General features: G+C 46.3%; 6 protein-coding genes. All 6 read left to right on the top strand.

Features of this window, described 5'->3' with window-relative positions:
- Positions 1 to 149 precede the first annotated feature (149 nt).
- From PGZ10_RS11555 to PGZ10_RS11530, 6 genes are read left to right on the top strand one after another with little or no spacing between them, the layout of a single operon-like run.
- On the top strand, positions 150 to 509 hold the full coding sequence (locus tag PGZ10_RS11555; RefSeq protein WP_022220999.1) for an ArsR/SmtB family transcription factor: 360 nt from the start codon (positions 150 to 152) through the stop codon (positions 507 to 509).
- A gap of 39 nt (positions 510 to 548) precedes the next feature.
- A complete protein-coding gene (locus PGZ10_RS11550; RefSeq protein ID WP_173686506.1) occupies positions 549 to 1,103 on the top strand; it encodes a tetratricopeptide repeat protein in 555 nt (184 codons plus the stop codon).
- 60 nt (positions 1,104 to 1,163) lie between these two features.
- The gene (gene hflX, locus PGZ10_RS11545; RefSeq protein WP_022220997.1) at positions 1,164 to 2,405 is read left to right on the top strand and encodes a GTPase HflX; all 1,242 of its coding nucleotides are present in this window, start codon (positions 1,164 to 1,166) and stop codon (positions 2,403 to 2,405) included.
- A gap of 3 nt (positions 2,406 to 2,408) precedes the next feature.
- Complete coding sequence (locus PGZ10_RS11540; protein WP_270541490.1) at positions 2,409 to 5,762, top strand: PD-(D/E)XK nuclease family protein; 3,354 nt, start codon at positions 2,409 to 2,411, stop codon at positions 5,760 to 5,762.
- Positions 5,753 to 9,397 carry a helicase-exonuclease AddAB subunit AddA gene (gene addA, locus PGZ10_RS11535; protein WP_270541489.1) on the top strand — a complete coding sequence of 1,215 codons (3,645 nt, stop codon included), beginning with the start codon at positions 5,753 to 5,755 and terminating at the stop codon, positions 9,395 to 9,397. Before PGZ10_RS11540 ends, addA begins: the two co-directional genes overlap by 10 nt.
- Entirely contained in the window at positions 9,390 to 9,662 is a 273-nt protein-coding gene (locus PGZ10_RS11530; protein ID WP_117557752.1) for a DUF1294 domain-containing protein, read from the top strand. The genes addA and PGZ10_RS11530 overlap by 8 nt, the downstream gene beginning before the upstream one ends.
- The last annotated feature ends 371 nt before the right edge of the window (positions 9,663 to 10,033 follow it).

The following is a 10,033-nucleotide window of genomic DNA, read 5'->3' as shown; positions in this document are numbered from 1 at the left end:
GGGCTTTTGACCCTGGCATCATGACATTGGGGAGTGAACAGTAACTTCTTTTTTACTTTGCATGCCGGAATCAATGGAAACAGTTGACCGTAAAGAGATCATTTGGCATAATAGATATATGAATACTTATTCATATGAAAGGGGTAACTATGAAAAAGACAGAAGTAGAATGTTGTGATACATTTTGTATACATGAAGAACTTGTACATAAGGCAGAGGGGCATATACCGGATGAAGAAGTTTTGAAGGATCTTGCTGATTTTTTCAAGGTATTTGCAGATACCACACGGATCCGGATTTTATGTGTTCTTTTTCAGTCTGAGATGTGTGTTTGTGATCTGGCGGAAGTTCTTGGAATGACGCAGTCCGCGATTTCCCATCAGCTCCGGATGCTCAAGCAGATGAAGCTTGTGAAGAACAGACGGGAAGGAAAAACGGTGTTCTATTCCCTTGCTGATGATCATATCCAGACCATCATGAACCAGGGAATGGAGCATATTCTGGAATAACAGATGATATATCAATATAGAAGGAAGGAAACGATAACAGTGACAGCAGGAAGAAAGAAAAAGGTAATCATAGGGATCCTTGTAGCGTTTTGTATGACAGTAACGGGATGCGCCGGTTCTGTAAAAAAAGGAACGAAGTATCTGGAAGAAAAAGACTATAAAAATGCAGAGGTGGAATTCCAGGATGCGGTAGACAAAAAGAAGAATCTGGGAGAGGCTTATCGCGGACTCGGACTCTGCTACTGGGAACAGAAAAAGTATGAAAAGGCAGAGAAGGCGTTGGAAAAAGCATTGAAGAATGGAACGGAAGAGACGGCAACTCTTTATAATATTCTGGGAATCTGCGATCTGGAACTGGATAAACCGGAAAAGGCAGTGTATTATTTTGAAAATGGGCAGGAGCTTTCAGGCGCAGGAAAAGAGCTGCTAAAAGAAATGGCATATAATCTGGTAGTTGCCTATGAAAAAGCAGGGGATTACCAGTCTGCAAAAGAGAAGCTGGACAGTTATCTGAAAGCAAATCCAGATGACAAAAAAGCGCTGAAAGAGCAGGAATTTTTAAATACACAGATTTCGGAAGGAGATCAGCAGTAGAGCGGATTGGATGAGCAGATTTGATCCGGGACGGAAAGAAATCTGGCAGGGGAGAATAATATGGCACTTTATGAAATAAAAGAAGAAAAGGAAAGGGTAATTCTGGTCGGTGTCAGTACAAGGGAGAACGATGACACGGAAGATTCTCTGGATGAGTTAAAGGATCTGGTGAAGACGGCAGGTGCGGAAGCGGTCGGACGGGTAATCCAGAAAAGAGAGCTTGTCCATCCGGGAACTTATGTCGGAAAAGGCAAGATTGAGGAGATCCGGGAGCTTTTGTGGGAGCTTGACGCAACCGGGATCGTCTGTGATGATGAGCTGTCTCCGGCACAGATGAACAATCTGACGGATATTCTGGATGTGAAGGTGATGGACCGGACGATGGTCATTCTGGATATTTTTGCAGGACGGGCTTCTACAAGTGAAGGAAAGATCCAGGTAGAACTGGCACAGCTTAAGTACCGGCAGTCACAGCTTACCGGGGCAGGAAGGGCGATGTCACGTCTGGGAGGCGGAATCGGAACCAGAGGACCGGGAGAAAAGAAGCTGGAGATGGACCGGAGACTCATCAAGAACCGGATCGCACAGCTGAACCGTGAACTCAGGGAGGTGAAGAGACACCGTGAACTGACACGTGAGCAGCGGACGAAGAACCGGATCCCTGTTGTGGCAATTGTTGGTTATACCAATGCCGGAAAGTCCACGCTTCTCAACACACTGACCGGAGCCGGTGTGCTGCAGGAGGATCAGCTTTTTGCAACTCTTGATCCGACGACAAGAAGCCGGAAGCTGCCAAGCGGACAGGAGATTCTTCTGACAGATACGGTAGGCTTTATCCGGAAACTGCCTCATCATCTGATCGATGCATTTAAAAGTACGCTGGAAGAAGCGAAGTATGCGGATCTGATCCTGCATGTAGTCGATGCATCCAATCCACAGATGGACGAGCAGATGTATGTGGTGTATGAGACACTGCAGCGTCTGGAGGCAATGGACAAACCGGTGGTCACGGCATTTAATAAGATGGACAGAATCGGGGAAAGCCTGACGGTACGGGACTTTAAGGCAGACCGGATCGTACAGGTGTCTGCAAAGACCGGAGAAGGTCTGGAGGCGCTTCTTCAGGCAATAGAAGAGATCCTGCGGGAGCAGAAAATTTATATCGAACGAGTTTATTCCTATCAGGAATCCGGGAAAATCCAGCTCATCCGGAAGTATGGAGAACTGCTGGAGGAAGAATACAAAGAAGATGGAATCCATGTATCTGCATACGTGCCGAAAGAGCTTGACGGGAGGGTATAACAGATGGCTTTACAGTTTATTTTTGGAAATCCGGGTTCGGGCAAGTCACATTATCTATATGAACATATCATTCGGGAATCAATGAAACATACTGATACTAATTATATTATTCTGGTGCCGGAACAGTTCACGATGCAGACGCAGAAGGAACTGGTCCTGCGGCATCCAAGACATGGAATTATGAACATAGACGTGCTGAGTTTTGCACGTCTTGCTTTTCGTGTTCTGGAAGAAACAGGGAATGGAAGCAGGGAGATTCTGGATGATGAAGGAAAGAATCTGATCCTCAGGCGACTCGCGGGGAAAAAAGAAGATTCGCTAAAGGTTTTAAAAGGAAATATCAAAAAGCCAGGTTACATCAGTGAGGTGAAATCCGTTATTTCCGAGCTGACGCAGTACAACATTTCCCCGGATGGCATGGATGATATGATCACGGAGGCAGATGAGTCTTCGTATCTTGCCTGGAAATTGAAGGATATCCAGGTGATGTATCAGGCATTTGAAGAATATCTTGCAGATAAATATATTACAAAAGAAGAAATTCTGGACATTCTCAGCAGTGTGATGGACAAATCGAGAATGCTGAAGGACAGTGTGATCGCGCTGGATGGGTTTACCGGATTTACGCCGCTTCAGAACAAGGTGCTGGGGGAAATGCTGCATCATTGTCAGAAGGTGATGATTACTGTCACGATGGATAAGAGGGAAGATCCTTACGTGATGAAAGACAAGTATCAGCTGTTTGCGCTGAGTAAGCAGATGGTGACATCTCTTGTGAAGATTGCAGGGGAGGAAAAGGTGCTGGTCGAAGAGCCGGTCTGTCTGTATCAGGAGCCGATCTGGCGTTTTAGAAATGCGCCGGCACTTGCATTTCTGGAGAAGGAACTGTTCCGTTACAGTGGCAGGACTTACAGGGAAAAGCAGTCAAATGTGCGGGTTTATGCAGCGGCAAATCCCAGGATGGAAGTAGAATGCGCTGCCCAGAGGATACGTTTTTTAATTCGTAAGAAAGAATATCGTTACCGGGAGATCGCGGTGATCGCAAGTGACATGAATTTCTATGCGGATGAGATCGAGAAGACCTTCCGGGAGTATGAGATTCCGGTTTTCATGGATTATAAGCGGAATGTACTTTTAAATTCTTTTGTGGAGTATATCCGGAGTCTTCTTGCGATGGCAGAACAGAATTTTTCGGCAGAAAGTGTGTTCCGGTTTTTAAGAACGGATCTGACCGGATTTACCGGTGAGGAACTGGATCTTCTGGAAAATTATGTACTTGCTCTGGGCATCCGTGGCTACAAAAAATGGCAGGAAAAATGGATCCGCAGAGCGAAGGATACGACCGAGGAAGATTTGGAGGTACTGAATCATCTCCGGGTACGCTTTGTGGAAAAAACAGAAGATCTGGTGTTTGTCTTAAAACAGCGTCAGAAGACAGTGCGGGATGTGACGCTTGCAATCTGTGAATTTCTGGAAAAAGAAGAAATCCAGAAGCAGGTAAAAGTATTGGAGAATCAATTTACAGAAGCAGGAGAGCTTGCACTTGCAAAAGAATATGCACAGATCTATCGTGTGGTGATGGAGCTGTTTGACAAGTTTGTAAGTCTTCTTGGAGATGAGCGGATTGCGCTCAAAGAGTACAGGGAGCTTCTGGATGCCGGAATGGAAGAGGCAAGGATCGGTGTAATTCCGCCAAGTCTGGATGAAGTGATGGCAGGAGATATTGAGCGAACGAGACTGAAAGATATCCGGGCGCTGATCCTTTTGGGAGTCAATGACTCTCTGATTCCGGGAAATGCATCCGCAGGTGGACTGATTTCAGACAGAGACCGGGAGCGTTTTGAAGAAAGAGGAATTGCGCTTGCACCGGGAACAAGAGAAAAAAGTTACATCCAGAAATTTTATCTGTATCTGCACATGACAAAGCCGACGGAAGAATTGATGCTGACCTACAGTAAAGTATCGGCCGATGGAAAGAGCAGGAGGGCGGCATATCTGATCGGGGATCTGAAGCGGATGTATACAAAGCTTCCTGTATTTAATATGGATAAGTATGGGATGGAGACAAAAGAAATGCTTCCACAGACCGGGATCGGGTCATTGATCGAAGGATTACAGAACCCGAAAAAGATGGAGGAAGGCAGCTGGCAGGAGCTGTACCGCTGGTATTGTGCGCAGGAGGACTGGAGCGAAAAGGTGCATGATCTGGCAAGAATCAGCAGATACCGCAGGCCAGAGGACGATCTGACTTTGCAGACTGCGCGGAAGCTTTATGGAGACTGGGCACCAAGCATTTCAAGACTGGAGCAATTTGCGGCCTGTGCCTGTGCGCATTTTCTGACCTATGGACTTCGCCTTAAGGAGAGAGAGGTATATGAATTTGCTGCTCTTGATTTTGGAAATATTTTCCATAAAGCACTGGAAAAATATGCCCGCCGGGTAGAACGGGAAGGTCTGGAATGGACTGAGGTTACAAAGGAGCAGCAGGAACAGTTTGCGTCGGAAAGTGTGGATGAGAGTATTGTAGATTACAGCAATACCGTAATCTACAGCAGTGCGCGGAACGCGTATATCGTGCCACGTATGAAACGTATGATGAACCGGACGGTCTGGGCGATGACAAAGCAGCTTCGGAAGGGAAGCTTTAAACCGGAGGGCTATGAGGTGAGTTTTGGAAGCGGAAAGATCGATCGGATCGATACCTGTGAGACGGAAGATCAGGTCTATGTGAAGGTCCTGGATTATAAAACCGGGGCAAAGAGTTTTGATATGGCAGCTTTTTATCATGGCCTGCAGATGCAGCTGGTGGTGTATATGGAAGAAGCAGTCCGGCTGGAGGAAAGAAAGCATCCGGGTAAAAAGATCGTGCCGGCAGGCATTTTCTACTATCGGATGAAGGATCCGATCGTCGGGAAAGAGTTGGATGAAGAAAAACTGGAAGAGGCAATTTTAAAGGAGCTTCGGCTGGATGGAATCATCCGTCAGGAGGATGCAGTGATTCAGAGACTGGATGCGGATTTTTCGGGGAATTCGCTTGTGATTCCGGCAGGAAAGACGAAAAGCGGCTATTCCAAAGCATCTAAAATGCTCCTGCCGGAAGAGTTTGATGCAGTGCTGGCTTATGCAGAGAAAAGACGGACGGATCTGCAGGGAGCAATGTACCGCGGAAAGGCGGAGGCACTGCCGTATGAGATGGGTACGCAAAATGGCTGTACGTATTGCCCATACCGGGATATCTGCGGATTTGATGAGCAGATCGAAGGATATGAATACCGGAAGCTTGAGAAGCTTCCGAAAGAAATTGTAATGGAGAAAATTATGGCGAAGCTGGAAGAGGAGAAGCAGACATGGGAGTAAAATGGACCGAAGAACAGCAGCAGGTGATCGACCTGCGCGATCATAATATTCTGGTGTCAGCAGCCGCTGGTTCCGGGAAAACTGCTGTTCTGGTGGAGCGGATTATTGCGAGGCTGACAAGGGATGCAAATCCGGTGGATGTCGACCATATGCTGATCGTGACCTACACTGAGGCGGCGGCGGCTGAGATGAAAGAAAGAATCGGTGCTGCGATTGAGAAGGAGCTGGAGGAGGATCCGTCAAGTGAACATCTGAAGCGGCAGTCTGCCCTGATCCATACAGCAAAGATTACAACGATCCACAGCTTCTGCCTGTCTGTGATTCGGGAGTATTTTCACACGATCGATCTGGATCCGGGATTCCGTATTGCGGAAGAAGGAGAATTAAAGCTTTTGAAGCAGGACGTGATGAAAGAGCTTCTGGAAGCAAAATATGAAGAAGGAAACGAGGATTTCCTGCGTTTTGTGGAGACTTTTGCAACTGGAAGGGAAGATCTGCAGGTGGAAGAAATCATCAGCAGACTGTATGAATTTGCCGGAAGTTATCCGGATCCGGAGGAGTGGCTGGATGACTGTGCAAGGATGTACGAAGAGAGCGGGGAAAAAGCCATTTATATTGAAAAGGTGATGGAGTATATCCGGAGAACAGTTGCGGATATGCAGATGCTGATGGAAAAAGCGGACCAGATCTGCATGGAACCGGACGGACCGTATATGTATGGAGAAATGCTGGAAGCGGATCAGAAAGTTCTGAGAAAGCTTTTTGCGGCAAAGAGCTATGAAGAAATGTATGAGGCACTGAAAGAAAAGCCGGCATGGAAAACTCTGTCCAGAAAGAAAGATGACGCAGTAGATCCGACAAAAAGAGAGCAGGTAAGAGCCTATCGGGATACCTGGAAGAAACTTATCGATGACATTCGAAACAATTATTTTTTCCAGCCGCCATCTGAGATGGAAGCAGACCGGAAAATCTGCATTCCGGTGATGCATGAGTTGGTCAGTCTGGTAAAAGAATACCAGAGGGTACTTGCAGCTAAGAAGGCAGAAAAAAATCTGATCGATTTCCGGGATATGGAACAGTTTGCCTTGCAGATCCTGACAAGAAAAGAAAACGGAAAAAGAGTGCCTTCTGAGGTGGCAAAGGAGTATCAGAATACCTTTGAGGAGGTAATGATCGATGAATACCAGGACAGTAACCTGATCCAGGAGGCAATCCTGACCAGTGTGTCCCGGATCAGCAGAGGGGAAAATAATCTCTTCATGGTAGGAGATGTGAAGCAGAGCATTTACCGTTTCCGTTTGTCAAGACCGGAGCTTTTCATGGAAAAATTCAATACCTACAGTCTGACGGACGGAGGAAACAGGCGGATCGATCTGCACAAAAATTTCCGAAGCCGGGCAGAAGTGCTGGATGCGGTAAACTTCATTTTCCGACAGATCATGACCGAAGAGCTTGGAAGGATCACATACGATGAGAATGCTGCACTTTATGTGGGAGCTTCTTACCCGGAATCCGAAAAGAATGAGACAGAAATCCTTCTTCTGGATACAAAAAGTGAGGAAGAGGATACCGGACTTTCTGTGCGAAGCGGAAGCCAGACGGCAAAAGAGCTGGAGGTCCGTCTGATCGCACAAAGGATCGGAGAGTTGATGGAAAGTCAGCAGATTGTAGATAAAGAAACGGGAATGTTGCGACCGGTACGCTATCAGGATATTGTAATCCTGACAAGAAGCCCTGCAGGGTGGACCGATACTGTTACACGAATTTTGCAGGAGGAGGGAATACCGGTTCTGGCTGAATCGGCAGATGGGTATTTTGAAACTCTGGAAATTGGATGGATGATGGACTATCTGCGTGTACTTGACAATTTTCGTCAGGACATTCCACTCGTGGCAGTGCTGAAATCCCCGTTTGGAAGAATGACAAATGAGGAACTGGCACAGATCAGAGAATTGAATACAGAAGTACCATTTTATCAGAATGTACTGGAAACAGCGGATCCGGAAAAAAAAACAGATCTTCCGGCGGGCATTCTGAAAAAAGTGCGCGATGTATTTGGATGGCTTTTTTATTTCCGGGAGCGGATACCGTACACGGCAATCCATGATCTCCTGTGGGAGATCATGAAAAAGACAGGATACCGGGATTATATCGCGGCAATGCCAGGAGGAAAAGGAAGGCGCGCGAATCTTGATATGCTGATCACCAGGGCAAAGGCATTTGAGGCAACCAGCTATAAGGGACTGTATCATTTTGTCCGTTATATTGATCAGCTCAAGAAATATAATGTAGACTTTGGGGAAGCCGGGCTTTACGATGAGCAGACGGATGCAGTTCGTCTGATGAGTATCCATAAGAGTAAAGGACTGGAATTCCCGGTTGTGATCGTGGCCGGAATGGGAAAGAGGTTCAACATTCAGGATACCACGGCAAGCGTTGTGATCCATCCGGATCTGGGGCTTGGAATCGATGCGATCGATCTGGAGCGGCGAACCAAATCTCCGACACTATTAAAGAAAGTTATTCAAAATGAAATCGGTCTGGAAAATCTTGGTGAGGAGCTTCGTGTGCTTTATGTAGCACTTACACGTGCAAAGGAAAAGCTGATTCTTACCGGAACGGTTCCACATGCAGCAGACAAGCTGGAAGCCTGTCAGCTGGAACAGGAAAACAGTCAGAAAGAAACACTGGACTTTACAAAACTTGCACGTGCAACGTCTTATTATGACTGGATCCTTCCGGCGGCAGTGCGTAAAACAGAAGAAGTTCCAATCGAATTAAAAGTGATTGGTGTTGATACGCTTGTAGAAGGTGAAGTGGATAAGGAAGCAGCAGATTATCTGGAAAAAGAGGTGTTCCTTGAAAAAGTAGAAGCAGAAGAACATCCGATGGCTGTGACGGATGAATGTTTTCGGGCAAAAATCGAGGAAGCATTTTCCTACAGATATCCGTATCAGGGTGAAGATCAGATGAAAATGAAGTACACCGTGTCAGAGCTGAAAAAATATGCGGCAGCTTCGGAAGAAGAAGATGGAGAAATACTGATTCCGGAAGAGGAGATTGTTCCAATCCTTCCGAATTTTATGAAAGAGGAAGAAGAGGTAAAAGGAGCAACAAAAGGAACAGCTTATCATAAAGTAATGGAGCTTCTCGATTTTACGAAAATATATACGATGGATTTACTGCAGGAAACCATAGAAGATCTGAAAAACGAAGGTTACCTGGATGCGGGAACAGCCGGGTGTATTCAAAAAAAAGAAATTATGGAGTTTCTTAATACGAATGTCGGAAAAAGAATGCAAAATGCAGCCAGGGCAAAAACACTTTACCGCGAGCAGCCGTTTGTTCTCGGTGTAGATGCAAAAGAATTTTATCCGGATCAGAAAAAGGGTGAAATGGTACTGATCCAGGGAATTATTGATGCTTACTTTGAAGAAGACGGAGAAATCATCGTACTCGATTATAAAACCGACCGTGTACAAACCGAAGCAGAACTAAAAGACCGCTACCAGGAACAGCTCCGCCTTTACACCAAAGCCCTCGAACAGATCACCCGGAAAAAAGTAAAAGAACAGATCATCTACTCCTTCACCCTTTGCAAAGAAATCCACCTGGAGGGCTACAAAAATGATTAAAATAATACTCCTGGCATACCTGCTATTGATCAACATCATCACCTACTTCACCTACGCCGCCGATAAAACCAAAGCCCGCCAAAACAAATGGCGAATCCCCGAACGAACCCTCATCCTCCTGGCCCTTCTGGGCGGCTCCCCCGCTGCCCTCCTCGCCATGAAACACTACCACCACAAAACCCGCCACCTGAAATTCAAATTAGGAATCCCTATTATTCTAATCATTCAAATAATAATCACATTTTTTCTTTACCCAAATATTTAAAATATTTGATTCCCCAGCACAGTCGCCTTACAGGCGCTGTGCGTCCCCTTTATCCAAAACATAATACCAAACGAAACTCTCCCACTCAGGGACGCTGCGCCTCCTTTATATAACTTTCCTTCCTGAAAAATTTTGCAGCCGTCCCGTCCCCGTTCACAATCCTTCAAATTTCGCCCCAGCATCAGCCCTGGCATCCCGCCCAAGCGGATGGCTGGTCATTCTATAACCTTGAGCGGCTTGCAGATAGAAATAAAGTCCACCACTTCCCTTGAGGGGCAATGGAGATGAGACTCAAACATTGTGGAAGCCATTGCTGACACAATGTTTGCATTCAGAGGCTCATCGGAATGCCTTCGCCCCGTGGGAAGCGG

Origin of the sequence: Coprococcus sp. AF102-57 (genome assembly GCF_027686195.1) — a bacterium.
Lineage (GTDB): Bacteria > Bacillota > Clostridia > Lachnospirales > Lachnospiraceae > Allocoprococcus > Allocoprococcus comes.
The sequence above is the reverse complement of the archived record's forward strand: the minus strand, read 5'-3'. Positions and strand labels throughout refer to the sequence as shown.